Source organism: Trichocoleus sp. DQ-A2, assembly GCF_039961915.1.
GTDB lineage: Bacteria > Cyanobacteriota > Cyanobacteriia > Cyanobacteriales > FACHB-T130 > FACHB-T130.
The window spans coordinates 1-26,350 of the sequence record NZ_JAMPKD010000031.1; the positions used below are offsets into that span (position 1 = coordinate 1).

Annotated in this window: 21 protein-coding genes and 2 pseudogenes; 12 read left to right on the forward strand and 11 right to left on the reverse strand. The window is 47.5% G+C overall.

The genetic code is table 11. The annotated features are described in order from the left end of the window. Positions 1-634: 634 nt before the first annotated feature. Complete coding sequence (locus tag NC997_RS23820; RefSeq protein ID WP_206753368.1) at positions 635-1,255, forward strand: dual specificity protein phosphatase family protein; 621 nt, start codon at positions 635-637, stop codon at positions 1,253-1,255. Here NC997_RS23820 and NC997_RS23825 read toward each other — a convergent pair. From NC997_RS23825 to nagA, 4 genes are all read right to left on the reverse strand, one after another. Next, positions 1,248-1,625: a DUF423 domain-containing protein gene (locus NC997_RS23825; protein ID WP_190528852.1), complete on the reverse strand. Its 378-nt coding sequence runs from the start codon at positions 1,623-1,625 to the stop codon at positions 1,248-1,250. The genes NC997_RS23820 and NC997_RS23825 overlap by 8 nt on opposite strands. Before the next feature lie 17 nt (positions 1,626-1,642). Continuing rightward, complete coding sequence (locus NC997_RS23830; protein ID WP_190429598.1) at positions 1,643-2,065, reverse strand: hypothetical protein; 423 nt, start codon at positions 2,063-2,065, stop codon at positions 1,643-1,645. Positions 2,066-2,106: 41 nt separating this feature from the next. Then, complete coding sequence (bchM, locus tag NC997_RS23835) at positions 2,107-2,793, reverse strand: magnesium protoporphyrin IX methyltransferase (RefSeq protein ID WP_190528788.1); 687 nt, start codon at positions 2,791-2,793, stop codon at positions 2,107-2,109. Between the two features lie 110 nt (positions 2,794-2,903). Further along, positions 2,904-4,178 carry an N-acetylglucosamine-6-phosphate deacetylase gene (nagA, locus tag NC997_RS23840; protein ID WP_190528790.1) on the reverse strand — a complete coding sequence of 425 codons (1,275 nt, stop codon included), beginning with the start codon at positions 4,176-4,178 and terminating at the stop codon, positions 2,904-2,906. Positions 4,179-4,253: 75 nt separating this feature from the next. On the opposite strand from nagA, the gene purE reads away from it, so the two are divergent. The 5 genes from purE (at position 4,254) to NC997_RS23865 (ending at position 11,175) form a co-directional block, all read left to right on the forward strand. Then, a complete protein-coding gene (gene purE, locus NC997_RS23845) occupies positions 4,254-4,775 on the forward strand; it encodes a 5-(carboxyamino)imidazole ribonucleotide mutase (RefSeq protein ID WP_190429595.1) in 522 nt (173 codons plus the stop codon). A gap of 789 nt (positions 4,776-5,564) precedes the next feature. Further along, the gene (gene amt / locus NC997_RS23850; protein ID WP_190411393.1) at positions 5,565-7,175 is read left to right on the forward strand and encodes an ammonium transporter; all 1,611 of its coding nucleotides are present in this window, start codon (positions 5,565-5,567) and stop codon (positions 7,173-7,175) included. Positions 7,176-7,423: 248 nt separating this feature from the next. Further along, complete coding sequence (locus NC997_RS23855; RefSeq protein ID WP_339380590.1) at positions 7,424-8,911, forward strand: ammonium transporter; 1,488 nt, start codon at positions 7,424-7,426, stop codon at positions 8,909-8,911. A 92-nt stretch (positions 8,912-9,003) separates the two neighbouring features. Continuing rightward, positions 9,004-9,870 (forward strand): SGNH/GDSL hydrolase family protein, encoded by an 867-nt coding sequence (locus tag NC997_RS23860; RefSeq protein ID WP_339380495.1) that lies wholly within the window; start codon positions 9,004-9,006, stop codon positions 9,868-9,870. Positions 9,871-9,969: 99 nt separating this feature from the next. After that, entirely contained in the window at positions 9,970-11,175 is a 1,206-nt protein-coding gene (locus tag NC997_RS23865; RefSeq protein ID WP_190427982.1) for a 4-hydroxy-3-methylbut-2-enyl diphosphate reductase, read from the forward strand. A gap of 63 nt (positions 11,176-11,238) precedes the next feature. On the opposite strand, the gene NC997_RS23870 is transcribed toward NC997_RS23865, so the two are convergent. Both NC997_RS23870 and NC997_RS23875 read right to left on the reverse strand, forming a co-directional pair. Next, positions 11,239-12,126, reverse strand: a complete 888-nt coding sequence (locus tag NC997_RS23870) for a mechanosensitive ion channel family protein (protein ID WP_190528792.1) — start codon at positions 12,124-12,126, stop codon at positions 11,239-11,241. Positions 12,127-12,143: 17 nt separating this feature from the next. Continuing rightward, a complete protein-coding gene (locus tag NC997_RS23875; RefSeq protein WP_190528794.1) occupies positions 12,144-12,296 on the reverse strand; it encodes a hypothetical protein in 153 nt (50 codons plus the stop codon). A gap of 606 nt (positions 12,297-12,902) precedes the next feature. Here NC997_RS23875 and NC997_RS23880 point away from each other — a divergent pair. The 3 genes and pseudogenes from NC997_RS23880 to NC997_RS23890 all read left to right on the forward strand — a co-directional run bounded on the left by NC997_RS23880 (position 12,903) and on the right by NC997_RS23890 (position 16,025). Then, on the forward strand, positions 12,903-13,727 hold the full coding sequence (locus NC997_RS23880; protein WP_190528797.1) for an SDR family NAD(P)-dependent oxidoreductase: 825 nt from the start codon (positions 12,903-12,905) through the stop codon (positions 13,725-13,727). 156 nt (positions 13,728-13,883) lie between these two features. Beyond that, on the forward strand, positions 13,884-14,333 hold the full coding sequence (locus NC997_RS23885) for a GAF domain-containing protein (protein WP_190528799.1): 450 nt from the start codon (positions 13,884-13,886) through the stop codon (positions 14,331-14,333). A gap of 298 nt (positions 14,334-14,631) precedes the next feature. Next, positions 14,632-16,025: pseudogene (locus NC997_RS23890) on the forward strand (IS4 family transposase). Positions 16,026-16,183: 158 nt separating this feature from the next. Here NC997_RS23890 and NC997_RS23895 read toward each other — a convergent pair. The 3 genes from NC997_RS23895 to NC997_RS23905 form a co-directional block, all read right to left on the reverse strand. Next, the gene (locus NC997_RS23895) at positions 16,184-17,008 is read right to left on the reverse strand and encodes a type 1 glutamine amidotransferase (RefSeq protein ID WP_190528801.1); all 825 of its coding nucleotides are present in this window, start codon (positions 17,006-17,008) and stop codon (positions 16,184-16,186) included. Between the two features lie 103 nt (positions 17,009-17,111). Beyond that, entirely contained in the window at positions 17,112-18,446 is a 1,335-nt protein-coding gene (locus tag NC997_RS23900; RefSeq protein ID WP_190528854.1) for a MurT ligase domain-containing protein, read from the reverse strand. A gap of 278 nt (positions 18,447-18,724) precedes the next feature. Then, positions 18,725-20,569, reverse strand: coding sequence for a family 10 glycosylhydrolase (locus NC997_RS23905; RefSeq protein ID WP_190528803.1), 1,845 nt, complete (start codon positions 20,567-20,569; stop codon positions 18,725-18,727). A 375-nt stretch (positions 20,570-20,944) separates the two neighbouring features. Here NC997_RS23905 and NC997_RS23910 point away from each other — a divergent pair. Both NC997_RS23910 and NC997_RS23915 read left to right on the forward strand, forming a co-directional pair. Further along, positions 20,945-21,287 (forward strand): annotated as a pseudogene (locus NC997_RS23910) (SulP family inorganic anion transporter); the annotation flags it as partial. A gap of 862 nt (positions 21,288-22,149) precedes the next feature. After that, positions 22,150-22,677, forward strand: coding sequence for a hypothetical protein (locus tag NC997_RS23915; RefSeq protein WP_242028965.1), 528 nt, complete (start codon positions 22,150-22,152; stop codon positions 22,675-22,677). Positions 22,678-22,756: 79 nt separating this feature from the next. On the opposite strand, the gene NC997_RS23920 is transcribed toward NC997_RS23915, so the two are convergent. Together NC997_RS23920 and NC997_RS23925 are read right to left on the reverse strand one after the other, a co-directional pair. Then, positions 22,757-23,893, reverse strand: coding sequence for a mechanosensitive ion channel domain-containing protein (locus NC997_RS23920; RefSeq protein WP_190528805.1), 1,137 nt, complete (start codon positions 23,891-23,893; stop codon positions 22,757-22,759). Beyond that, positions 23,868-24,866: a mechanosensitive ion channel domain-containing protein gene (locus NC997_RS23925; protein WP_190528807.1), complete on the reverse strand. Its 999-nt coding sequence runs from the start codon at positions 24,864-24,866 to the stop codon at positions 23,868-23,870. Before NC997_RS23925 ends, NC997_RS23920 begins: the two co-directional genes overlap by 26 nt. A 59-nt stretch (positions 24,867-24,925) precedes the next feature. Here NC997_RS23925 and mnmE point away from each other — a divergent pair, with 59 nt between their 5' ends. Next, complete coding sequence (gene mnmE, locus NC997_RS23930; protein WP_190410153.1) at positions 24,926-26,311, forward strand: tRNA uridine-5-carboxymethylaminomethyl(34) synthesis GTPase MnmE; 1,386 nt, start codon at positions 24,926-24,928, stop codon at positions 26,309-26,311. Positions 26,312-26,350 lie beyond the last annotated feature (39 nt).

Below are 26,350 nucleotides of genomic sequence, written 5' to 3' on the forward strand. Positions count from 1 at the left end.
GCAAGGGGGCATGGCGGCGGGAGTTGTCTCTTTCATTTATCACACCATAACGTGAAATGGTTGCCATGCCTGTATTATACCTTTTTAGAGTCTTGTTTTTCGTTTAAGCACCGCTAATAATTAGAGGTAATTGATGGCATCTTATTGGCTGATTATGTTAGCACTTTTATTATCGGTGTAATTCTTGGCTTTCCAGGAAATATTTGGATAATTTCATCTTTATTATCGGTGTAATTCTTGCCTTTCCACTAGCAATTTTGATTAGTGCTGGGTTGGGCTGGCTGATTCAATTGATTGGTATCCGATGCCCAACTTGTAGGAAGCGGAAGCTAAAGTGTTACTCGTTGATTATGCCTACTCGTCAACCTTCTCGCAGCTTTTACCGCTGCGAAAACTGCGGGGCGCGATACAAATCTGTGAATAGTAGACCTTGGGAAGATGCATCAGGTCCAGAGTATGACAAATATTACGAGTCTGATAGTTTGTACAAGTAAGCGTAGGTTGGCTTGAGGTAACGAAATATAAAATTAACAAGTTTTTGACTGAATAATCTATTAGTGCTGTTAAGAATGGCATCTATTGCCAACAAATAATGAAGTATAGTTTAATATTTTTTCTGAGTGGTATTTACCTAATGGCATTTGGCTTGAGATTTGGTAATGCTAGATGGCTAATTCTATGGATTGGTGTTAGTTTTATTGCAGTAGGAGCAGCATACGGATGGCTGGGAGCTAAAGTATTTGGAAAACGGTCAGATGGAACGATGGGATGGCTGAATATATGCTTATTAATGCCCTACTTATTATTAACCTGGATAAGCTGGTATCTTCAAAGACTGATTGAGAAAGAGGAATGCTGTAACGAGATAGTACCTGGCATCTGGCTGGGTCGTAGAGTATTTGCTAAGGAATTGCCCGATAATATCAGCTTAATAGTTGATTTAACAGCCGAATTCCCAGAACCCAAAAATGTTATTTCAGGAAGATATTATATCTGCGTTCCTACATTAGATGCGTCTGTGCCAGATTATCAAGTATTCCAAAAATTGGTTAATAAAATCTGTGCATGGCAGGGAAATATTTATATTCACTGTGCCCTTGGGCATGGACGTTCAGCAACAGTTGTTGCTGCTACACTTGTTGCCAAGGGGCTTGTGAATAATGCGAACCAAGCAGAAGCACTGATCAAGAATAAACGTCCGGGAATTGAGTTTAGTAAAGCTCAGTGGGACTTGCTGAAAAGGATAACTATTTAAAACTAAATGCGGCAACTGCTAAACAACCCCAGCCCACAATAAATGCTACTCCTCCTAGTGGAGTAATTGGTCCCAACCACTTTACACCCGTCAGACTCAAAGCATAAAGACTGCCTGAGAAAAGGATGACGCCAACGATGAAGGCATATCCAGCTGCCACAAGGGTTGACTGTGCTGCCTCGGCGCGACTTAATAATAATGCCACCAGTAGCAAAGCTAATGCGTGATACATCTGATAACGGGCACCCGTCTCAAAGATTTCTGCTGCCCGTTCGCTGAGTTTTTCTTTCAAAGCGTGGGAGGCAAAAGCACCAGCAGCGACGGACAATCCGCCTAAAATAGATGCGATGCATAAAAAAATCTGCGTCATCATAATTTCAACTACTCTTATCTCAACAGGAAGTAATAAGAAATTCCTCCTTCCTCACTTACTTTAAAGTTAGCATCGTATTCTTTAGCTCTATCATCTAAATACTGCTTTGCCTCCGCAGCTGTTAGCTTCGCCTCCATCGCAAACTGTAAAGTGGTGATATTTCCATCGCCTTCTTTCAGTAGCTGGTAAAAGGTAGACTGGAGGCGATCGCTTGTTTCTTTCGAGTGTTGTTTCCGCAATCCCCACACCAGCCAACCTCCAAGGGCTACCGCTGGGAGTCCTAAAACTAGACCCCCGATGGCAGCGTCTCCATCTTCCTGTTTATCCTCCGGGCTAGCATTCGGATTCGGTAGGGTATAAACAATGAGCGGAATCATTAGCAAAATTCCGCCGAATGTCAGTAACAAGCCCGCAGACAGTTTTTTGATGAGCTTCATGGTGCCCAGCCGATGTTGTCAATACAGCCGCGATCTTAACCTTACTTTCGCGTGGCTTCCAGTATGCGAGAAAAGTAAAAGCGAGTCTTCGTCATTCCTTGCCGCTGAATGGAAAAACCATTACTTTCTAGAATTTTGACGATATCAGCTTCTCGGTGCAAATAAGCACGAGTGGCTTTGCTGGCACCGGGGAAGAAACTGCCAATTTTTTTGAGCAAACTGAGGGCTAAAGTTTTCGGCGCAAAGCTGAGAATTATCCGAGATTCTGCCATAGAAGTGAGATGGGAAATCATCTCGGCAGCTTTGTCTTGGGGATAGTGAATGAGGACATCTAAGCAAATAACGGTGTGATATTTGCCACTTAATGTTTCTAAATCCTGCACGGTGAAAGTAGGATTGCTCGCGTTGCCTAGAACTGCCTCGGCTCTTTCTTTGGCTTCTCCGACCATTTTTTCGGAGATGTCGCTGGCATAGACTTTGGCACCCGCTTCGGCGAGGGGAATGCTGAGGCTACCGACGCCACAACCCGCATCACAGATGGATAAATTGGCTAGATTGTCATCGGCTTTCAGCCAGCTTAGTACAGTATCGACTGTCTGCTGATGTCCTTCGCGGATGTCTAGTTGGACTTTATTAACTTCACCATCGCCGTAAATGCGTCTCCAGCGATCGAAGCCTGTGGAGTTGAAATAGTCTTTGACAATTGTTTTATCGTCTGTTGCGTTCATGAAATTGGTTTTGTCGAAGTGTTCCCAACGGTTAAACTTACCATTTATACGAACCGCAGAGGACGCGGAGAACGCAGAGGAAGAGAGGAAGAGGAGAGGCATTGCTTATTTTAGGGATTGGGTAATAAGCGCTGCCAGGTGAGTCCATTCGTTGATTCGTCTGGATGCCAGCGCAGCAGTTGATGAGCGGGCTGGCTGAGGTAGGGGCTAGTTTTGTTGTTTTTTTGGCGATCGCGTTTTGACGGTTCTTTGAGCAACCCAATGGCGCGACGGGGGGATTCTGTGGCAAGCGCGATCGCAGTCTCGACTTCACAAATCCCCCAACGGACTAGATTCTGCACTCCGACTAACAGCGGTAATGTTGTTCCCGATAAGGTTCCATCTGGGAGTCGGGCGGTGCCGTTTTTCACTTCTATTTGCCGCGTATCCCAGGGATAGATGCCATCGGGGAGTCCCAAGGGTGCTAAGGCGTCGCTAACCAGGAAAATGCCTTGCTCGGATAGCTCCCCCTGCTGCCCCTGGTTTAAGGGGGTAGAACTGGCGCGTAGCAGCAGCTGAATCATTGTCTGAGAGACGTGCTGACCATCGGCAATTAAACCACACTGTACTGCTGGATGAACCAGGGCGGCTCCTAATAAGCCGGGTTCGCGGTGATGTAATCCGGGCATGGCATTGAAGGCATGAGTCACCATTGACGCCCCCAGTTTAAAAGCTTGCTGCGCTTCGGCTTCAGTGGCTTGGGAGTGTCCCAGACTGACGGTGATCCCAAGACTTCGCAAATACGCGATCGCTTCCCCAGTTGGATCTAATTCTGGTGCCAAAGTAATCACTTTCACTATCCCCGCATAGTTCCCCAAAACCCGTTTCACGTTGTCAATCGTTAGCGGCAATAGGTACTCGGCAGGGTGTGCGCCTCGTTTCTGGGGATTGAGAAATGGCCCTTCCAAATGCACCCCCAAAATCTCGGCAGTGGTTCGATCTTGGTGCTGGGAAGCGGCAAAATTAGAGAAAATGGAGAGCGATCGCTGAATGTTCTCAACCGATGTTGTAACGATGGTTGGTAAAAATCCATCAACGCCCTGATTCCACAGAAATTTACAAATTTCCGGTAGCTTATCGCAATTTTCCAGATTCAATTCTGGAAATGCCAACCCCAACGCCCCATTAATCTGCAAATCGACACCACCCAGCGACACCCAATCTCCCTCCACATCCAGCACTTGCAAATCCTCAGGTGGAACCATTTTGAATACAGTGTCCATTGACAGAATTTGCTCAATCCTGCCCTGATGAATCCAAATCTGCTGTAAGCTTTCGTAGCCTCGGAATCGAGCATTGCGAATCACGATTGGGGCAGTCATGGATAGCGTTGTTGCGTCTGTCATCACTTTTGCGACAAGATACCTAAATTCGAGCAGACACCAGTTTATCTAACAACCAACTGAATAACTCCCGAAAAAATGACTCAACCGTTAATTGGCATCATCATGGGTAGCGATTCCGATTTGCCCACTATGCAAGGCGCGATCGCAATATGTGAAGAATTTGGCGTCGGCTGCGAAGTCGCCATCGTCTCTGCCCACCGTACCCCGGAACGGATGGTGGAATACGCCCAACAAGCCCACCAGCGCGGCATCAAAGTGATTATCGCGGGTGCCGGTGGCGCTGCCCATCTCCCCGGTATGGTAGCGTCTCTGACACCTTTGCCAGTAATTGGGGTGCCAGTCGCCAGCCGTCACCTACAGGGCGTTGATTCCCTCTATTCCATCGTGCAAATGCCAGCGGGAATTCCCGTCGCGACTGTCGCGATTGGTAATGCGAAAAATGCCGGTTTGTTGGCTGTGCAAATCTTGGCATCCCACCAGCCAGAATTACTCGAACGAGTGCAGCAATATCGCCGCAGTTTAAGCGATTCCGTGATGGAGAAGCAGCAGCTTCTGGATGAAATCGGCTATAGGCAGTATTTGGAGAAGATGCCCTAATTTTAAGGGCGAGTCAGTTATTTTTTTAGGCTTGGCAGAGAGGAGAAACGATTGAAATCTCAAGAATAATTTTTTGATGCCAATCGCTTTGTTTACCGATAGCGAGGTGCGTCAAGAAAACTGCTGATTTCATTTTTAGCGGAACTGGAGGGGCGACAGGGGCGGTTTCTTTGAGATTTAGACCCAATCTATTCGTTGAATGTTTCGCGATCAAAGTCAAATTTAATCTTGTCCTAAAAAAAATTGATAACCTTGTTTTTGCTATTTTAGTAACAGTTTTTATCTGTTCATCAAATATAAAATAAAAAAACTTGCATTTAATTTATAGGAAAGTTTCTATAAAAGCATTTATTTAATAAAGTAATTGCTTAATTTAAGTTTCTATAATATGGGATTTTCGGAGAAATTTAAGCTTCTGAAGTCTTAATGGATTCGCTTAATAAATTTAGGCTTTTCTTTGGGGCATCCCCCCATAGATGGATATAAACTAATTTAGCTCCAAGTTCGCTCAAACTCCCGCGATTTATACTTCCAGGAGAGTTCTGCGGGTTGAGATGCCAGAGCCAGAATCTAAAAATGTAACTTTCGATACAGAATATCCCGCCTCGGAAAATACAAAATCTTAAAATTTCCCGGACAAATTAGACATCCCGTCTAGATGTTGATAAAGGAAAAAATCCCTAACGAGTTGCCTGTAAGGTTTTGTCATATACTCACTTCAAATGACTGGATTTACTGATTTTTGACTAAACCGATGGATGTGTTGGACTGATTGAGGAAAGTGCAGTGATGATGCCTAAATTAACGCTCAAAAAGAAGAAATCGAAAGCCAAAAAGAAGCGATTGTCTTCTAATTGGCAAGTCCAATCTCCCCGGACTGCCACGATGTTTAAGCAGTTGCAAATTGCCATTAAGCGGCTGACTCCAAGTTGGCAAGCTTGCATTCCTATCGCCATTTTGATTGTGATGGTGTGGGGTTATGCAGCAGTCGCCCAGGATGCTCCGGCAGCTGAGGGGCCGACAACAGCCGAGTTGAAGGTAGCGCTAGACACCCTATGGGTAGCGATCGCTGCTTTCCTGGTGTTCTTCATGAACGCTGGCTTTTGTATGTTAGAAACTGGCTTCTGCCGCCAGAAAAACGCGGTCAACGTTCTTGCCAAAAACTTGATTGTGTTTGCTCTAGCGACCGTCGCGTTTTGGGCGATTGGTTTTGGCTTGATGTTCGGGGACGGCAATCCTTTCATTGGTTTGAGCGGGTGGTTTTTGAGCGGAGCCGATAACAGCCCTGCCACCAACGATGCCTATCAAGGTGTTTTTGGCTCTCTGAAATGGGCTGGCGTTCCCTTAGCTGCTAAGTTTTTGTTTCAGCTAGTATTTGCCGGAACAGCCGCCACGATTGTTTCTGGAGCGGTTGCAGAAAGAATTAAGTTTGTTGACTTCTTAATCTTCAGCCTCTTACTCGTCGGGATTGCCTACCCGCTCACCGGACACTGGATCTGGGGCGGTGGCTGGCTGCAAACCAGAGGCTTCTGGGATTTCGCGGGTTGCACGGTCGTTCACTCAGTGGGTGGCTGGGCAGCTTTGATGGGAGCCGCATTCTTAGGGCCACGGCTTGGTAAATATCAAGACGGGCAAAGCGTTGCTTTCCCTGGTCATAACCTGAGCATTGCCACCTTGGGCACTTTGATTCTCTGGTTGGGCTGGTTTGGTTTCAACCCTGGCTCCACAATGGCTGCCGATCCAAACGCCATTACTCACATTGCCCTGACAACCAACATGGGGGGTGCTGCGGGTGGAATTGCCGCTACCATTACAGCTTGGTTGTACCTGGGTAAGCCGGATCTGTCGATGATTATCAACGGCATTTTGGCTGGCTTAGTTTCGGTGACAGCTTCCTGTGCTTTTATCAGCATTGGCAGTTCTTTGATCATCGGTTTGGTTGGCGGAGTATTAGTTGTTTTCGCTGTCACTCTCTTTGACAAAATCAAAATTGATGACCCGGTGGGCGCGACCTCAGTTCACCTGGTTTGTGGTATCTGGGGGACTCTGGCAGTGGGTTTATTTGCTGCTGGTCCTGGTGTCTATTCCTGGTACGGTGAGGGTCTTGGCCCAACCAAGGGGTTATTGCTCGGTGGTGGTCTCGGACAGTTGATCACTCAACTGATTGGTATTGTCACAGTGGGAGGCATAACCGTTCTACTCAGTACAATCTTCTGGCTGGCGTTGAAAGCGACCCTCGGTATCCGAGTCACTCCAGAAGAGGAGTTTGAAGGTTTGGATATCGGAGAACATGGCATGGAAGCTTACAGTGGATTCCTTAAGGAAGGAAGCTCTGCTGGGTTTTCTGATACTGGTAAGCATGGTGGAATGCCGACTCCGCCCGGTGAATATGTCAAGTAACGACAGATAAACCAAAAGAAAGCATTTTGTTCTTTTGAGTTTTCTCCTTTCCCCATAGAGTCCGCCCTATTCCCAACTCTATAGAGTTGCGAGTAGGGCGGATTTCATTTTTGTCGTCTATCTGTGGGTGAAATATTTATAGGCAACTCCGCTAATTTGTATACTTTGATACAGAATTGACCTGATTGAAATTGGTGCAATCAGATTCATTTGCTTAACAAAGCGATCGCGTTGATGGAACCAAATCAGTGATCAAGAAAGTTCTCATTACTTGGATACTGGCGCTGTGTCTTCTGGGTGGCCCAATGGTAGGAAATGCGCTTGCCCAAGACGCATCGCCTTCGGTGAGTCCTTCCCCGGAATTGTCCGCTCCCGCAACGGTTCCTGGGGAACCAGCCGATGCTTCGCGTCAGGAAGCGTCGCCAGCGGTTGCTGAGGCTCCGAAAATCGACACAGGCGATACCGCATTTATGCTAATTTCATCAGCCCTAGTGCTGCTGATGACGCCTGGGTTAGCTTTTTTCTATGGCGGATTAGTGCGATCGCGCAACGTCCTCAACACCATTATGATGAGCTTCATCCTCATGGGAGTTGTCGGCGTTACCTGGACTCTGTGGGGCTATAGCCTCGCCTTTGCACCCACTTCCTTGACCCCTGGAGCCGATCCTCCTTTCAGTGCCAATCCCTTCATTGGCAGCCTGAACTGGCTATTTTTGAATAACGTCGCCTTCGACCAACCCGATCCGGTCGGTTACGCTGGCACGATTCCCCATCAAGTGTTCATGGTTTACCAGATGATGTTTGCCATCATCACTCCAGCCCTAATTTCTGGGGCTATCGTGGAGCGGATGAGTTTCAAGGCATACTTCTGGTTCATCCTGCTTTGGTCTACCTTTATCTACTCTCCTTTAGCTCACTGGGTTTGGGGCAAAGGCTGGATCGGTACATTTGGAGCCTTAGATTTTGCTGGAGGAACCGTCGTACACATCAGCTCTGGCGTCTCTGCTGTCGTCGCCGCTTGGGTGATTGGGCCGCGAAAAAGCTTCATGGTGACACCACACGCACCCCATAACGTGCCTTACGTGCTACTCGGAATCGGTATGCTCTGGTTTGGCTGGTTTGGCTTTAATGCCGGGAGTGCTTTAACAGCAGGTTCCCTAGCAGCGGTAGCTTTCGTCGCCACAATGGTCGCTGCGGCAGCCGGCGGTCTCACTTGGGTCATCCTGGAATGGCTACTCAGAGGCAAACCGACAGCAATTGGCATTGCCAGCGGTTTCCTCGGCGGACTGGTTGGCGTGACCCCGGCAGCCGGATACGTGAATCCGCTCGGAGCCATCTTCATCGGTTCCGTTACCTCTGTTTGCTGTTTCTTTGCCGTCAGTCTCCGAGCCAAGTTGCAGTTTGACGATTCTTTGGATACCTTTCCTATCCACGGCGTTGGCGGGACGATAGGGGCGCTTCTGACGGGTCTGGTTGCGACGACAACCGTTAACTCAGCAGGAGACAACGGTTTATTTTTCGGCAATCCCGTCCAATTATGGGAACAGATTGTCGGTGTCTTAGCAACTTATGTGTTTGCCGGGGTGGGCACTTTTGCTATCCTCAAACTTTTAAGTTTGGCGATGGATTTGCGAGTCAAACCTAACGCTGAAGACCAAGGTTTAGACATCAACGAGCATGGTGAAGAAGGTTATGGAGAGGATTTTGCCACTGGACTGAGCTTCAAAGGCGAATAATTGGCAATTTCCATTGGCAGCTAGGCGATCGCTCGATTTGTGGATGCTAGCAATTTAAGATTAAATTCAACCTGTGCTGAATCTGATTTAGTGTGTCCACTCGCTCGAAAACCTTTCTTCCGGCTTGGGCGCTTTTGTCCCTAGCTACCAACGGGTTGCTGATGCTAACAGTAATTTTGTTGCTGAATCGGGATCGGTGGCTATCAGCTAGGTTACAAGCTAGCGATGCTACCTCTGTAGAGCCGATCCCAGAAGACGTCTCTACCAGCCTGCTGACGAAAACACTACCTTCCACACCCGCGTTAGGGCCGCGCCACCAGCTGAATTACGCTCAGTGGGTGACGCTGCTCAGGCAAGAAGCGGAGGTAGCCGCAACCAAAAATCCCAAACATTTAACCGTACTGGCTGGGGATTCGCTCAGTCTGTGGTTTCCTTCGGAGCTATTGCCCACAGAGCGCACTTGGCTCAATCAAGGAATTTCTGGAGATACTTCAGGGGGTTTGCTCAACCGATTGGATGTGTTGGACGAAACTCAGCCCGAAACGATCTTGGTGATGATTGGCATTAACGACCTGATCCGAGGGGTGGGCGATCGGAGAATTCTGGCGAACCAGCGACAGATTATCCGCTATCTGCGACGGGTTCATCCCCAAGCACAAATTGTTGTGCAGTCGATTTTGCCCCACGGCGGTAAAAAGTCAACCTGGGTGGGACGCGATCGCCTGATTGCTATCCCTAGCAGTCGCATCCGCGAACTAAACCGACAACTGGGCGCGATCGCTCGTTCGGAATCTGTCAGCTATCTCGATCTCTATCCCCTGTTTGCCGATAGTAACGGCAATATACAGCCCGAACTGACGACGGATGGCTTGCACCTAAGTCCCCAAGGCTATGTTATTTGGCGCTATGCCCTTCAATTCTTCATGCAGGTGGAAACAGAACCCAGCAAAGCCAATTAAAAATTCCTGGCTTTGACTTTGCTGGGTAACGCCAGCTGAGCGTCCAGGCATTTTATGATCGACGAGGAGAACCACCAGAATGAGAGAGGAAACGGCTGCATGGATACAAAAGCCTTCAAACGGTCATTAAACAGTTCTGAGAACTACCATCGCAAGGGCTTTGGTCATCAAGAGGAAGTCGCTGGTGTCCTCAAATCCGAGTATCAGAGCCATCTCATTCAGGAAATTCGGGAAAACAACTACACCCTGAAACGCGGTGATGTCACCATCCGGTTAGCCGAATCGTTTGGTTTTTGCTGGGGTGTGGAACGCGCCGTCGCAATGGCTTATGAAACCCGCCAGCACTTCCCGACCGAGCAGATTTGGATTACTAATGAAATTATTCACAACCCTTCTGTGAATCAGCGCTTGCGCGACATGAAAGTAGGGTTTATCTCAGTAGAGAAAGGGGAAAAAGACTTCTCCGTTGTCGATGCGGGTGACGTGGTGATTTTACCGGCATTTGGTGCCAGCGTTCAGGAAATGCAGCTGCTCAACGACAAGGGTTGCAAGATTGTCGATACAACCTGTCCTTGGGTTTCTAAAGTTTGGAATACGGTCGAAAAACACAAGAAAAAAGCTTATACCTCGATCATTCACGGCAAATACAATCACGAAGAAACTGTCGCCACCAGTTCTTTTGCTGACAAGTATTTGATCGTGCTGAATCTGGCACAAGCGGAGTATGTCTCTAACTACATTCTCAATGGTGGGAGTCGCGACGAATTTATGACAAAATTCAGCCGCGCTTGCTCAGAGGGATTCGATCCCGACACCGATTTAGAGCGGATTGGCATTGCTAATCAAACCACGATGCTCAAGAGCGAAACCGAGCTAATCGGCAAGCTATTTGAGCGCACCATGATGAGAAAGTATGGGCCAAGCGAGTTGAACGAGCATTTCCAAAGCTTCAACACCATCTGCGATGCCACTCAAGAGCGGCAAGATGCTATGTTTCAGCTAGTAGATGAAAAACTAGATCTCATGGTGGTGATTGGGGGGTTCAATTCTTCCAATACGACGCACTTACAAGAAATTGCCATTGAGCGGAAAATTCCTTCCTATCACATCGATAGCGCCGAGAGAATTGGCCCTGGCAATCGTGTGGAGCATAAGCCGCTGGATGGCGATTTGGAAGTTCAGGAAAATTGGCTCCCCGCTGGTCCCATCGTGGTAGGAGTTACTTCTGGAGCTTCAACTCCCGATAAGGTGGTAGAGGATACGATCGAGAGGATTTTTGAGCTGAAAGTGGCTGCGGTGGTTTAACAAAATTAGGGGATGAATTCGTTTTGAGTTTTGAGTTTTTCTTCAATTCAAAACTCAAAACTTTCAGCTTTTTTGGGCACCATCTGCAACTGGGGAAGCATCGTTAAACTGCTGCTGATTGTAGTTGTAAAGCGTGCGGATGGGGTAAGGAATGTTAATGTCAGCGCGATCGCAAGCTTGTTTGAGCGCGATCATCACCTTGGTTCTCGTGCGGCGCACATCTACTTTGTGCGGCGATGTCCAATAGCGGACGACCAAGTTCATCGAGCTATCACCAAAGCCCAATCCATCTACTTCCGGTGCTGGCTTCGATAAAACGCCCTCGACTTTTAACACGGCTTCGAGCAGAGTTTCGACGGCGTAGGGTAAAGGGGTATTGTAATCAACGCCAATTTCTAAATCAGTCCGGCGGTGGGGCATCGCCGTCAGCACTTGCACCGGACTGGTAAAGACGATTGCATTTGGCACGACGATGCGCTCTCCCTGATAGGTGATAATTTGGGTGGCGCGCAGGGAAATTTCTTCAATCGTTCCCTCGAAACCGTTTACTATCACTTGATCCCCCAACCGAAACGGTTCCTGCAACAGCAGCAGGACTCCCGCCAGAAAATTTTTAAAAATATCTTGAAAGGCGAAGCCAATCGCTACCGAGCTGAGTCCCAGCAAACCAATGATGTCGCCCAGCCGCAAGTCTGGGAAGGCAACAACACAGGCGAAGAGAATCCCTACCACCCAGGTTCCTACAAAACTGGTCTGCACGAGCAGCAGGCGCAGTGATGGGTTTTTCAGGGCACGCCTGCCAACGCCACGGACGAGCCGCCGAACTAGATTCGCTCCATACCGGGTTAAACAGAGGATCGCGATCCCCATCAAAATTCCTGGTAGTGCCTCAATAGTTTGACCCATCAGGTTTAATAAGCTCTGTTGGATTTCTTTAATCAAAGCAGCCATAGGCGAAAGGGATCATCTTAAACTTTTGCCAGAATATCAAATATCTCAAAACCGAGCGGTTTTTTCGCTTGGGTTTTGGCGTGAGCGATCGCTTTTTGGTTGGCTCTCTTCAGACGAGCAGTGTGTTCCACAACACCAGTAACTAGGAAGTCGCCTGCTCCTGCGCTCACCGCATCCCTTGACTTCCCCAAAGAAACACTTCTACAAATTTAGCTCCAGCAAAGCATTTGGCAGTTTTGTAACGGAATGTTAAGCAGAATTTATTAAAATTTATTGCGATTCGTTGATGCAGTTGCTAAGGTGTGCTTAAGAGTTGCTTCTGGTCAATGCCCGTATTTTAGGAGACGTGCCATCCATGCTCTACATCAAACTTGGCTGTACACCCATTCACTGATTGCAGGATTGCCTGAAACTTTATTTCTCTGACGGTACACCAACCTTGCTAGACGGCGGAGGAATTTCTTTGTTTCACGATTCAAAATGCATTTCTTCAATTTCATCTGGTTCCTAACTCGTGTTCCCCTTACGTACTGCCAGTCCAACTCTTATTTGACTGAAGTTTTCCGGAAAGACATTTCTCAGGTTTGTCTACAAAAATAGGGTTCCCTGCAAGAATTTTGAGAAATGTCTTGCTCCCAACAGTTCAGTTCAACTCATCTGTAATTACGAGTTACTGTTTTCCTCACTGCGAGCTTAGAAGATGCTACCTCTACTTCTTGCATCTTGAACTCGGCACTATCAGCGCGGTGAGACCTCAAATGGAGAAGGTTTAAGTTATGAATATTCAAGGAAAGACGGCTCTGATTACTGGAGCTTCCCGTGGAATTGGGCGAGCGATCGCGCTTGAACTCGCGCAACAAGGAGCCAAACGCCTGTTGCTGGTGGCACGCGATGCCGATCGTTTAGCGGAAGTCGCCGCCGAAGTTGAAGCACTTGGCGTAGAAGCCGCGATCCTGCCTTTGGATCTGGCTCAGATAGTAGAAGTGAATATTGCGATCGCCCAAGCTTGGCGAGATTATGGTCAGATTCATCTGCTCGTCAACTGTGCGGGAGTTGCACACCAAGCGCCCTTTTTGAAATCTCAACTCCCGGATGTGCAGCAAGAAATCGCGATTAATTTAATGGGAATGTACACCATGACTCGTCTGGTTGCTCGACGTATGGCAACCCAACGGGAAGGAACCATCGTGAACGTTTCTAGCTTGATGGGCAAAATTGCCGCGCCGACAATGGCGACTTATTCAGCTACCAAGTTTGCGATTTTAGGATTCACCCAAGCCTTGCGCGGCGAACTCGCTGACTATAATATCCGGGTGATGGCTTTGCTGCCATCTTTGACCGACACTGACATGGTGCGAGAATTAAAGTGGTTTCGCTGGGTAGTGCCTACGACTTCTCAAAAAGTTGCTCAAGCACTCGTCACTGGACTGCAAAAGGAATCGCCAGAAATTTTGGTGGGATGGCAAAGTCATTTAGCTGTGTGGTGCAATCGCATTGCACCTTGGCTGCTAGAGAAAGTTTTACTGCTAGCAGCACCCCTGTCGAAGTATAAACAAAAGCGCTACCACAGACTCCGAGAGGCTGGAATAATTTCGCATTAAAGTCTGTTATCAACAGGGAAATCTGATTCCAGAGTAGAGACGCGATTAATCGTGTCTCTACTTTAGCTGTGAAATTTATTTCCAGGCTCCGAGCGTTAGTGCCATTTAACCTAACTGTATTTGGATAGACTGATTGCAGATAAAGAGATGTTAACGATGAGTCAAAATCGCCAGATATTAGATGACATTGCCGAACGCATCCAAGCAATTGTCAATGCTGAAACAGCCTCCGTGGTTCTAGCTGAGTCCGAAGGGGAAACCGTCTACTATGCGGCAGCGATAGGCAAGCACGCTGAGTGGGTGTTGGACAAAAGGGTTACCGCAGCGACTTCCGGATTGTGTGGTACGGCATTTCAGAGCGACAAACCCGTGTTAGTTTGTCGTACTGAGGGCGATCCCCGAGTCCGGCAAGATCATGCTAAAGCGTTGGGAATTGAGACAGCTTTAGCCGTGCCTCTCTACTACGAAGGCAAGCTTTTGGGAGCGCTACAAGTTTGGAATCGTACTGACGGCAGCTTATTTGACGAAGAAGCAGAATGTGTTTTGGCTGCTTACGCCTCTGAAGTTGCTCCACTGGTTTATCAATACCAGGCAGCTATGAAGTAGAAGATAATTTGCAGGGAAAAGCGATCGCGCTGGCTTGAAATAAGCAACGAATCAAAGATGAGCAAATGACCCAAGATGAACCTATAGAACCAAAGCTTCTACGCCACTCCAATCCCCTCTCTTCTTCCAATCCCCTCTCCCCATCCGATTCCCCCTTCTGCTCCTATCCCCTCTCCTCGCTTGCGGGCTATCCATTATCCGCATCTTTCTTAACAAAGGGACAAACTCCTTAAAATAATACTCAAAGGCTTGATAGGTATAGTTTTGAGGGAACACAAAAGTAGCGGGTAATGGCAACATGGAAAAGTGGGCAGCCAAAGAATTGTCCCAGGCCAACTTAGGAGACGCGCGTCGAAACAAGCGTCTTATACGCATCGTCGAAGATTTGGCAACACAACCAGCAAGTAGCGTCCCCCAAGCCTGTGGAAATATAGCAGCAACCAGCGCCGCATATGATTTTTGGAAATCACCTTATTTTCAGCCGCGTGATATTCGCAAGGCGCATACAGCCAGCACAATTGAAAGAATCAAAGAACATCAAGAAATCTTGGCAATCCAGGACACGACCAACATAGATTTAACAGACCACCCAGCCACCAGAGGGACTGGTTATCTGGACAACCGAAAATCATCGGGATTAAAAGTACATTCAACACTGGCAGCGACAAGTAATGGAGTCCCACGGGAATTATTGACCAGCAGGTGTGGGTCAGAGAACTCGAAAATCTAGGCATCGCCAAAAAACGTCGTCAACGGGAAACACAACAAAAAGAAAGCCAACGCTGGTTAGATGGATTAGAAATCACCCAAAAGTTGATCCCAGCAGATATTCAAGTGGTGACAGTTGCCGACTCAGAAGCCGATATATTCGACTTATTTAACCAGAAACGTCCGGAAAATTCCCATTTATTAATTCGCGGGACTCATAATCGAAAAGTAGACCATTGTGCCAAATAGCTTCATCTTGCCATTCGTCAAATTCCACCTGGTGGTCAACTCACGGTCGAAGTTAAACGTAGTCCAGAATCTAGAGCAAGAAAGGCCATACTCACACTTCGGTTCACAAGTTTCGATATCCTTGTCCCGTTACATTACATTGAGCGTTCCCGGCTCAAACCTGTGAAGTTACAAGGAATTCTGGCATCAGAAGAAAACCCCCCATCCGGAATTCAGCCAATTAGTTGGTTATTGATGACTAGCCTGGAGATTAATCGGCTAGAGGAGGCAGCCCGTTGCGTTCGCTGGTACACTTACCGTTGGTTGATAGAACGCTATCACTACGCATTAAAAAGTGGTTGTGGAATTGAGAAATTACAACTGGAAACGGCTCGGAGAATTGAGATGGCACTAGCCACCTATACAATTGTAGCGTGGCGTTTGTTATGGCTAACTTATGAAGCCAGATGCAATCCAATGCAGCCCTGTGAGACAGTTTTAGAAACCTATGAATGGCAGTCTTTGTGCGCCACTATTAATAAAAATCCCATTCCACCCACCCAGCCACCTTGTTTGCGAGAAGCCGTACGAATGATTGCAATGTTGGCTGGCTTTTTAGGACGAAAAAGCGATGGGGAGCCGGGAATTCAAACCATTTGGCGAGGATTGCGGCGATTACATGATATCGCGGCTACCTGGAAATTACTCCATTCAGTTTTCTATTTATGCTTGTTGTCCTCCATTCAAATCTTGTAGCACCATGAATTTCCTGAATTGTCACTATCTCTACCAACTTACTTCTCGGAAATCCCTTCCTATCTTGTTTGTCCCTTTGTTAAGAAAGATGTGACTAATGGATAGCCGTTGACGGAGAGGGGTTGGGGGTGAGGTTCCGAGTTCAAGTCAGAACCGTACTAATTTCTCGATCCCCGCTGTGCAGAAACCGCTGGCACCTTGACGCCCAACTTTTTAAACATCGCTTCTCGCCCCTGCATTGCCAAGACATCATCTAGGGGTTTTAAAGAAATTGGCGTTTGATATTTTTCTGCAAGTGCAGTTTGAATGAGCCAGTCAGCAATCGAGGGATTTTTGGGTAAAAGAGGACCGTGAGAGTAGGTTGCGATCGCATTCCGATAAAATGCTCCTTCCATCCCATCTTCCCCATTATTCCCATAACCGCTAATCACACGTCCCAAGGGTTCCACCTCACCTAAATAAGTGCGTCCGCCGTGATTTTCAAAGCCAATTACTAAAGGCGCATCCTCCGACATCTTTCGCAAATCCTCCGCCAATCGCGACGCCGTGATCTCAAACACGACATTCCCGATACAGCGACGGGCATCTGGCCCCGGATGCTTGCTGACAAAATCCAATAAACCCAATCCCTCAATCCGTTGCCCTAAGGCGGGTTCGTAGTAGTGTCCCAGCAGTTGGGGCGATCCGCAAGTAAATACCCCAGGCGTTCCGGCTTCAATTTTCTGAGCGATCGCTTCTGCTTTGCCTTGGCGCAAATCGCGCATGACGATTTCCTGCTGTCGGTCTTGTGCGCCGCCACCCACGATTACATCGACTTGGTGAAATTGCTCGGTCGGGGCGTCCCGATCTAAGGGCATGACGTTGACTTTGATCCCCCGCCATTGGGCGCGTTGTTGTAAACAGATGACATTACCGCGATCGCCGTAGGTACTCATCAGCGTCGGATAAAGCCAGCCAATTGTGAGTTCAAGTTGTTCGGTCATGGTGACAGTCAAATTTTTTGATTTTTAACGCAAAGTAGCGCCAAGGAAATCGCAGAGGTACGCAAAGGAAGGCTACTTTCTGCGTACCGAGAGCGTTTAACATCTACAGAATTTTTCGTCCAGTCAAAATACCTCGGACTTCTAGCATCGCTGAGTAAGTCGGTAGAATGTGCAGGGTTTCGCCGGTAGCGGTGTGTTCTAAAGCAGTGGCGATCGCTTCTTGTAAATCTTCTTTCACAATCAGTTTGCAGCCATGTTCCTCGTCTGCTTGGCTGTATTGCAGGCGCAGCGCCATATCGTAAACGCGATCGCCGCTGACTACCACCGTTCCTCCCTGTTCTACCAATTTTTCGGTGTCTACATCCCAAATCCAAGAGACATCAGTCCCATCTGGGGTGCGATCGTTTAGCACCATCAGCGTTGTGGAAGAACCGCCGTGGCTTCTTTGCTGATTTACTGCGCGGATGGTTTCATTCAGCGCCACGGGATTTTTTGATAGCAAAATCCGCACCTTTTTCCCGGCGACTTCTAATTCCTCAGCCCGTCCAAAAGCTGCATGGAAGTTTTTAATCGTGTCCAGGATATTTGCGGTATCAACGCCAATTTCTTGCGCCGCTAAAATAGCTGCCAGCGTGTTGTATTTGTTGTAAATCCCAATCAGAATCTGAGGCCATTGGCGACTATCGATTGCCAGCGGGCCTTTTTCAAAGCCACAGCTAGGACACCGATAATCGCCCTGATGAGATAAGTAGACGCCCTGATAATCGAGAGAATGTCCGCACCGGGGACAATATATAGAATCTACTGCATGAGGAATTTCGTCAAGATAAGCTTCAGGTTCGCTTAAACCGAAGAATAAAACTCGTTGCGATAACTGCTGACCCAGATAAGACAAGGTGGGATCGTCGCCATTTAAGATCGCTACCGTATCTTTTGATTGGGCGATCGCTTTCTGCCAGCGCTGGCTAATCATATCCACTTCACCGTACCGATCCAGCTGATCCCGAAATAAATTCAAACACAAAATCAATTTTGGCTGAACCGGCGGCAAAACCTTCGGCAGAATATTTTCATCTACCTCTAAAATTGCATAGTCAGCGTTGAGCTGTCCGATTAAATTGGTGTTGGTTAGCAGTGCGGTGATTAATCCATTCATGAGATTGGCACCCGCCGCATTGTGAACAACGCGCCATCCCTGACTTTCTAGCATTGTCCGCAACAGCAGCGATGTCGTTGTCTTCCCATTTGTCCCCGCAATGAAAATCACACCGTGCTTTACTTGACCAGACAGCAGGGACAACAGCTGCGGCTGAATGCGTCCGGCAATTTCTCCCGGTAAAACACTAGCAGCCCCCAAACGCAGCAAGCGCACCAGCTGCGTCACTGTCTTTGCCGTCCCGACTGCTACGCCCAGCCGTAACCTATCTAAAAGCGATATTTTCACCACCACACTCCTGCCCCGGCTACACAGCCGCACGCTCTCGTCGCGGCTTTACTGCTACTTACTGAGCTGTGCTTTGCTCGTCAGCATTCTACCGTACTTGGCTGTAAATCCCCTGTCAATGATGAGTAATAGTACCCAACAGCTAAGAAAAACAGATTTCTTGTTCCTACCGGCGATACAAACTCTCAGTGGATTTATTAACTGCGTAGGGGCTTTTTGATTGCCATGCCCCTACAAAACGGCAATGATTCCCGGTTATTTAGTCTTAATTCCTAACGAGATGCCTTCCACCCGTCCAAAAGATTTGGTCGCTCTACGGACGTAGGAAAGAGTCCTTTAAAGGCAGCCTGTCTGAGGTCTGGCTTTTCGGGGGTCATATTCCACAAGCTTTCGTAGAAGAAGAATGACATCCCGGCAAATCCGCGCTGACGCACCGCTGCAACTTGCTCCTGAATTTGTGCAGCCTTAACCGGGTGAGGTTTCACGCCGCTGAGAATGCCGATGGCGACGGGGATATGGCGCTTTGCTGCTTTGACTTCTGGGCGCTCTAATTCCCCAATGAAGCGGCTCAGATCATCTCGATAGATTTGGACGATCAGTTCCTCAATCAGTCCCTGCTGTTCCCACTTCTGCCAGTCGGCGAGAAAGGAGTTGTAAGAGAATTCTTGGGGATTGGGAGAAAGGGCAAAAATAACGTTGGGTTTGCGGTCTTTGACGGCTTTGAACAATTGTTTCAGATATGCCGTAATTTTGTCAGCCCGCCAGCGTATCCATTGAGGATCTTGGGCGTTGGCGGGAGGAGATTTCCCACCGTTTTCTTTCTTGTACAGTTCGACGGTGAAGGCGTCGTAGCCAAAATCGGCGGGAAAGCCGAAGTGGTCATCGAATTGAATGCCGTCAACATCGTATTTGCTAACAATTTCGACGACTAAATCTTGGATGAAATTCTGCACTTCGGGACGCATTGGATTCAGCCAAACTCGGTTATGCGTTCCTTCTTTCCAAGTTTGGGAACCGTCGCGCTTTTTGAGTAGCCATTCGGGGTGGCGTTTGGCGAGGTCAGAATCAGCGGGTGCCATGAAGCCGAATTCAAACCAGGGGATGACTCCCATGCCTTTTTGATGTCCCTGGTCTATGATTTCTTTGAGGATATCTCGTCCTTGTAAGCCTGGGGTGGGATCGAGCGATCGCCCGGTGACTTTTTGGGCTACCGCACTGGGATATAGGGTGTAACCCCAATTCCAAACGGTGGGATAAACGGTATTGAAATTTAGCTCATCAAGGCGTTGCAGGGCTTTGCTCAGGCGATCGCGCTCAAACAACACGTCACTATCAATATTTGTCAGCCACACCCCCCGAATCTCTTCGGACTGCGCGGTTGGTGGCGTCCCAGCGCTAACAATGTATTGGGAAGGGACTAATCCAGCAGTTCCGGTGGCTTGACACAAGAAAGCTGCAACTTCTGCACGACTGGCTAGCTGATTGGGATTGAGTGTCTTGACGTTGGGGTAATTGACCACGATTTGTTTTTCGGTCGCAGCAGCAATCGCATTCCGCGCATAGCTAGGAATTGCCGTTGCATCGGTAAATGCCCCAGACAACGTGCTACTCACCGCCTGAGTGGGGGAATACTTCAAACCACTCGCCAAAGATACCAACGCTTGCGATCGCGGGATTTTTTCGTTCGGTTTGAACACCCCACCCGGATAACCCGACATAAATCCCTTTTGATAGGCTTTACGAATTGCATCTACCGCCCAGGAATTTGCTGGGATATCCGCAAACTGACCGCCGCTACGAACGTCCGCTGTATTGGGGAAAGCTTTGCCAACCATCGCGGCAAACTCACCCCTGGTTACGGGTGCCTTTGGTCGAAAACTTCCATCCGGGTAGCCACTAATAATCTGCTTTTGTGCCAACTGTTCTATACAGGGTTGCGCCCAAAGTCCTTCCACATCGAAAAATTTTGTCTGAGCAAATGCGGCAGGGTTTACGAGCGTCATGGTGAAGCTAAAGGCAACCAGGAAGATAAACCAAGCTTGACGCCCAAAGGCACGGCTAAACCAAACTAGCCCGTCTGCGAAGCTCGTAAAAAGTCGTTTGACAGCGTATTTCAATCTCTACCTCAATCAGGGTGTACGAAAACTTCCCCAAATATTATGGAACCACAAATCATGACTTGGGCATTTCGGCAAAGGTTGCAGCAAGTTGACTGGGTAAAGGTCTTGGTGTCATGGAAATCAGTGGTCATCGAAAATCGCGATCGCTCCCTTTAAGGATGCTGCAAGTGCAACCAGCATACAAGTTTTGAAGTGGCTGATGATTGAAAGGATGGCGGGGTAGGTCTTGTACCTGCCCTTCTCAATACCTGGGTATCCGCAAAATGTACCCTACATCGTCCGGCAATTAGGCAGCGTTAAACTTTTTGACTGGTTAGTAGAAACAAGGGGAAATGTCTTCAGGGACGAGAGTAAAATTGGAGTAATAATCGCACGATACCGGGTTCATTAATAGGATTGGTTTTAGCGATCGCGATCGCATCTTATTTCCATCTCAAGGTGCCCACAATTGGAGCCATTCCCCAATCCTTGCCGATGCCGCAAGGTGATTCCCTACTGGAATGATTTTGGATTAATTCGAGAACCGATCGATCCGGCTTTGGGACTCGCAGCACTCGACAGGATCGAGTCTTTATTATCAGCAGTCGTGGCGGATGGGATGACCGTGAGTGAAAAACACAATAGCGATCGCGAACTCATGGGAATTCCGGCTACCGGCGCGATCGCCCGTACCGTCATCAATGTCCATTCTGGTGGAAAAACCCGTCTTTCAGGGGAACATAAGCCTTCTTGAAGTAGAGGCGCGATCGCTTTCTTGACGTTCAAATGTGGAAAGGCGAACCGACAGGTCGGCGCTTCGCTATCGCTTAATCTACTAATTTTTGCGTATTCGCATCTACTATAAGGCTGGTTTTGGCTAAGAAAGCTGAAGATTACTTAATAAATCCCCCAAAGCTGCTGTCTCCTCTGCTACAGTTTTCATTTATACAGCCAAGAAAGAAGCAGATGTGTTTCTAAATCGCTCAAAAAGAGCCGAGTCTGCTGCTGTTGCTTTGTCAGCAATTTTTCATTCTTTCGGTAGTTTCATCAGGTAGGTGTGCAATGTTTGCATAGTGGCAATCAATCCTTATGGATTTTCTGCATAAAGCTCTTTAACTTAGATACAAGCTGTAGGTGGTTTCAAAAATTAGAATTGCGGCTTTTCGTAGGATACGCAACGTCTAGGACATTCGGATGTCGCCAGCATCCAGCAAAGCGAGAGCGCTCTTAGCACATCGTACGTGTTGTCCGATCGAGCCGTTGGCATTCTATGTTCAGAGCCAGCACTTATGACTTTAAGAACTATAGCGATATGTTAAGTTTTATTACATTTTATTCCTTGTTAAGGGAAAAGCCGAATGCCCCTGTGTAGCAAATAACCGGGTGTACGCATACATTCAACAACCCCTATAGGACTCTCAATCCAAGCTCAGCACTGTTCTACCTACCTTTGGACAGGCAAGCTGAGATCACTTAAATTAAGTGATAGAGATCACGAAGCGAAAAGATAGCAGTCATTGTCCTGTTAGGACGCGATCGACCGAACGCTCCCAAAATCACCCGATATAAGGAAGCAAAAAGAAACTTAGATTGAAAAAATGTTAATTAAACTCCCTTTGGTACTCGCCATGACTGACCTTTATGATTCAGAAGATGTTCAGGCAAACCACAAGCGATCGCTCAGAAGACTCGCCAAGGCGATCGCGCTTTCTCAAGGTGAGTTCTCGCTGATTTTGGTGTCTTGTAACTATCCCCAGTTACAAGAGCAAATGGCAAAGCTGCTAAAAGAAATCTCCACGGTCGAAATTCAAGAACTCGTCCTGCATCCTTCGGTAAAGACGCTTTATACAACGATTCAAAAAACAATTGAAGATCGGCAGCCGCAAGCCTTGATGGTCTTCGGTCTAGAATCTGTGGTGGACATTAATCAAGTACTTACCTCGACGAACCTCGTCCGGAATCAGTTCCGCAAGCAGTTCGCTTTTCCGCTAGTGTTGTGGGTGAGCGATGAAATTCTGCAAAAGCTGACTCGGATGGCACCAGATTTTAAAAACTGGGCGACTACTGCCATTCGATTTGAGGTTCCCAACAATCAGTCGATAGAGTGGACAGCCATTACCGCCTGAAAGAGGAGCATCCTGCAAGATGACTAACGCGCTGACAGTCTCTAGGATGACCTATCTAGCCATAACTGTATAGGCGTCATTAAATAGTCACTGGTGACTCAACATAAATTGTTGGTTCCTGCATCTTAAACTCTATGCCATACTCGAGCAGATGCTTGGAGATTTTTTCGTTCGCCAATTCCAGTAGATGCTTTCGCAGTTGAATCGAGTTTTCACTGGAACCCAGAATAAAAAACGTTACCCTCGCTCTTGTTGTTTGCTTTTCTGCATTATTCATTAACGTAATATTTGTACTACCGGGATCGATCCCGAATACAGAGTCTGTACTCTGATTAATGACTTGCTGTACTAGCGCCTGTTCCCGATCTTCTAGTAACTGAAAAAAATCTAGATAAAGTAAAACCATTACTTTCTTGCCCATCGTCACATTCTCAATTTCTAAATTTGCCAATGTGGAATTGGGCACAATATATAACGTACTTTTAGCCGCCGTGCGAATCTTAGTAGAGCGCAAACCAATCGATTCAACGCGACCAAACAAACCTCCGGGTACATTGCCAATTGAAGGCAGACGAATATAATCCCCAGGAACAAAAGGGCGATCTAAATACAAAACAATCGTCCCTAAAAGCTGCTCTAGAGTCTTTTGAGCCGCAAACGCCACCGCCAATCCACCAATGCCTAAACTTGCCATCAAGCCAACTAAATTGAATTGCTGACTTTGGGCAAAAGCCAGAATGGCGATGAAGCCAATCGCAACATTTACTAAAGTCTCAATTACCAAAATCAGTTCATCAAAATCTCGACTAAATTTCCCAAGTATATCAATTCCATAAATTCGGATAAACTGCCGAAACAACCGGGATATTAACCAAGCTACGCTAATAATGACAGCTAAATCTACAAAAGGTTTGATTAATTTATAAAGGGATTGATAATCTTCAATCCAGGTTAGAGAAAGAGAGATAAGGATAAATGTACCCGCCACTCTAAACAAGTGTTTGATTGGCTCGATTAAGTCTTCATAAATACTCGTTACTTTCTCCGATGCAAAGCGGCGGACGATTAATTTGCTGATCCCAGGTGTGTATCGTCCCAATAGCAAAGACAGGAGGACAAACAGCAAGAAAATAAGGGGTTTGGAAATATCAATTTGAAGAACCTGATAACGAATATCGGCAAGGTTTAGATTAGATAGTAATGGGTGAATCCACATAAATTGTTGGTTCTTCAATGTCGAAGACAATCCCGTAATATTTCAATTTATCTGTAATATTTTGACTCGCAATATCGAGGAGTTGACGCCGCAATCCCATCGACACTTCGCTAGAACCTAAGATAAAAAAAGTGATTTGTGCTTGTGTTTTGCTCTCGCTATCCTTGCTCAAATCTTTAAATGTAACTTCGGTGTTGCGCGAGTCGATTCCAAAAATATCCTCTGTACTGTCTAAGATGACTTGACGAATTAAGGCACGTTCTTCGTTCTCAATTTTTCGGTCGAAGTTTAAGTAGATGAGAGCCATAACTTTCTTGGCACCCGAAAAATTCTCAATATTCACCTGTGTTAAGGAACTATTCGGTACGATTACCAATGTTCCTTTGCCAGAGGTGCGAATTCTGGTGGAACGCCAGCCAATTGACTCAACTCTGCCAAAAATCCCATCTGGCAAGCCAATATAGTCATCGACAACAAAGGGACGATCGAGATAAATGACAATGCCTCCTAATACTTGTTCCAAAGTTTTTTGAGCAGCAAAGGCAACAGCTAAGCCGCCAATCCCTAAACTGGCTACTAAACCAAAAATATTAATTTTATGAGTTTCGGCAAAAATAACGATAATCAAAAATACAATAATGAAATTAGCAATTAATTTAGCCAGAATTAGCAGTTCGCTATTGATTTTACGTCCGCTGTTGATCGCAGCATCTAAGAGATAGATATCAAAAACCTGCTTAAACAGGCGAGAACCCAACCAACAGGCAGCGATCGCGAGAGATAAACTAACTGCAAATTCGATTAAACCCGACTGAAAAAAAGCTGGGATTAAGTGTATGGCAGTGTCAGCGATCGCTAGCCCAATGACAACTCCCAATAAACCCTCATAAGGCTTAACGACTTTTTGATAGGCTTCAAGAGCCTGGGAAGAAACTAATTGCACAACTTCTGAGAATTCTGGTAATTCTTCCACTTTATTACAGCAGAATGGAAATTGATAAGCTTTTCATTTAACCCGAATCTCAAGGCAAGATGTCTGAAACGTTTGTGCAGGGGGGAACAATCGCCGCGATCGCTACCGCTGTTGTTCCCCAGCAGGGGAGTGTGGGGATTGTGCGCGTATCGGGAGCGGAAGCGATCGCGATCGCGCGTACCCTCTTCCACGCACCAGGGAAGCAGCAGTGGGAATCTCACCGCATCCTCTACGGATATGTGCGCCATCCCCAGACGCATGATGTGGTAGATGAAGCACTGTTGTTGATGATGCAAGCGCCTCGCTCCTACACCCGCGAAGATGTGGTAGAGTTCCACTGCCACGGCGGAATTATGCCAGTGCAGCAGGTATTGCAGCTGTGTTTGGAGGCGGGGGCAAAATTAGCACAGCCGGGAGAGTTTACCCTGCGGGCGTTTCTGAATGGGCGTTTGGATTTGACGCAGGCGGAGAGTATTTCCGATCTCGTGGGAGCGAAATCGCCTCAAGCGGCTCAATCAGCGCTTGCCGGGTTGCAAGGGAAGTTGCAAAAGCCGATTCGCTCCCTGCGTACCACTTGCCTCGACATCTTGGCAGAAATTGAAGCCCGAATCGACTTTGAGGAAGATTTACCACCGTTGGATGAAGCGGATATCATCGCCCAAATCGAGCAGATATTGGCAGAAACCACAAAAATCTTGGCAACTGCCGCACAAGGCGAACTCCTCCGCACTGGCTTGAAAGTGGCGATTGTCGGGCGTCCCAACGTGGGGAAATCGAGTTTGCTGAATGCCTGGAGCCGGAGCGATCGCGCCATCGTCACCGACCTTCCCGGCACCACTCGCGACGTTGTAGAATCGACTCTGGTAGTCGGTGGAATTCCCGTGCAAGTGCTAGACACTGCCGGGATTCGGGATACCGCTGATGTGGTGGAAAAGATTGGGGTTGAGCGATCGCGCGATGCCGCTCAAGCCGCTGACTTGGTACTACTCACCATTGATGCCCAAGCCGGTTGGACGCCCGCTGATGGAGAAATCTACGAACAGGTACAACACCGCCCCCTCATTTTAGTGATTAACAAAGTTGACCTGGTTGGGGAGATTCCAGAATTTTCCCTCCCAGACACTATTCACCGGGTTGTACCCACCGCAGCCGCCCATAACCAAGGCATTGACGCCCTAGAAGAAGCCATTTTGGATGCTGTACACACCAGCAACCTCAAGGCAGCCGACTTGGATTTAGCGATTAACCAGCGGCAAGCAGCGGCGCTAACGAGGGCTAAAACTTCTTTGGAACAAGTGCTGGCTACGATTACCGATCAACTCCCTCTTGACTTCTGGACAATTGACTTGCGGGGTGCCATTCAAGCTTTAGGAGAAATCACCGGCGAGGAAGTCACAGAATCGGTTCTCGATCGCATTTTTAGCCGATTTTGTATTGGGAAATAGGTAATGAGTTTTTCAGAAGTCTCTATTACCAAAATGCAT